Source organism: Neisseria sp. LACPHL-SPEC-2024-00856 (genome assembly GCF_047915665.1).
Taxonomy (GTDB): domain Bacteria; phylum Pseudomonadota; class Gammaproteobacteria; order Burkholderiales; family Neisseriaceae; genus Neisseria; species Neisseria polysaccharea.
Genome location: NZ_JBLRPR010000024.1, coordinates 1 through 1,160, shown reverse-complemented (window position 1 = coordinate 1,160; position 1,160 = coordinate 1). Strand labels below are relative to the sequence as shown.

General features: G+C 59.6%; 2 protein-coding genes. Both read right to left on the bottom strand.

Translation table 11 applies throughout. The features are described 5' to 3' along the window. Nucleotides 1-414 precede the first annotated feature (414 nt). Nucleotides 415-855 carry an XRE family transcriptional regulator gene (locus ACNAU7_RS10325; protein ID WP_416302169.1) on the bottom strand — a complete coding sequence of 147 codons (441 nt, stop codon included), beginning with the start codon at nt 853-855 and terminating at the stop codon, nt 415-417. A 2-nt stretch (nt 856-857) separates the two neighbouring features. After that, nucleotides 858-1,076: a hypothetical protein gene (locus ACNAU7_RS10320; protein WP_416302168.1), complete on the bottom strand. Its 219-nt coding sequence runs from the start codon at nt 1,074-1,076 to the stop codon at nt 858-860. Nucleotides 1,077-1,160 lie beyond the last annotated feature (84 nt).

The following is a 1,160-nucleotide window of genomic DNA, read 5'->3' as shown; positions in this document are numbered from 1 at the left end:
ATGGAAATAACAAGGGAAGGCGCAAGCGGGAATCTGAAAGGCGGGAATCCGAAACCCCGAAACCGCAACCCGTCATTCCCGCCTCCTTTCGTCATTCCCGCGCAGGCGGGAATCCAGTAACTGAAAAACCACAGGAATCTATCGGAAAGAACCAAAACCACCACCGCCGTCATTCCCGCGCAGGCGGGAATCCAGCCCCCAACGCGGCAGGAATCTGTCGGAAATGACCGAAACCCCGAGATTCTAGATTCCCGCCTGCGCGGGAATGACGAAGCTTCAGACGACACCGGATGCTTCGGCGAGCTTCAGATGGCATTGCCCGCCCCCTTCAGAGTGCGAAGCCTGCCCGTAGGGTACGGCATCGGCAACAAAAAACCGCACGGCCGAAACCGCGCGGGCAAACAAAGGAAAAAACTAAACTTGCGCTACCTCGTAAAGCGGCCGCTGCAACTGATTGTGCCGATACAGCCACGCCGCCACCTCGCGCCAAGAATACAGGGCGGAACCGCCCGCCACGCCGTACACCGGCGCGGGAAACGCCGACCCCCGCCTGCCGTTGGCATAATTGGACAAAGCCGCCCGGCTCAAGCCCGAGCGCGCCGCCATTTCCGCAAGCGTCGCATAGCCCGACTCCTGAAGCACCAAATCGGCAAAGCCCGCGCGGCGGATGTCCGCCATCGCCGAGTCCACCGCCGCCCTTGCCGATTCCGCCTCGCGATCGAACTCAAGGTAAACCGAGCGGCCGGCAAAACAAACAAGCGCGTCGCCGCACCCTGCTTCAAACAGGCGGTCTTCCAAGCCCTCCGTTTCAGCCCCGGCATCGCGGATTAAGATGGAAAAATGATAAAGCGTCATATTCACTCCTTACACTCGTCGATTTTACGGCGGATTTGCCGCGCGTGGTTTTCCGGGCTTTTCGGCGTACTCCAAACGCTCATCATATGCCACGCGTGTCCGCGCACGCACTTCAGGCGGCAGAACGCGTGTGCCGACCCGCCCGCCGGCACAATTACCCAACCGAGGGATTGCGCGTATTCCAAAGCCGCGCGGATATGCTTATCGGGATGTTTTTTCACAGCCGCCTCCGAACCGGTTATGCGCCGATACTAGACAAACCGTTGACAAATGTCAACACCGACCCGAAAGGAAACCCCGAAATG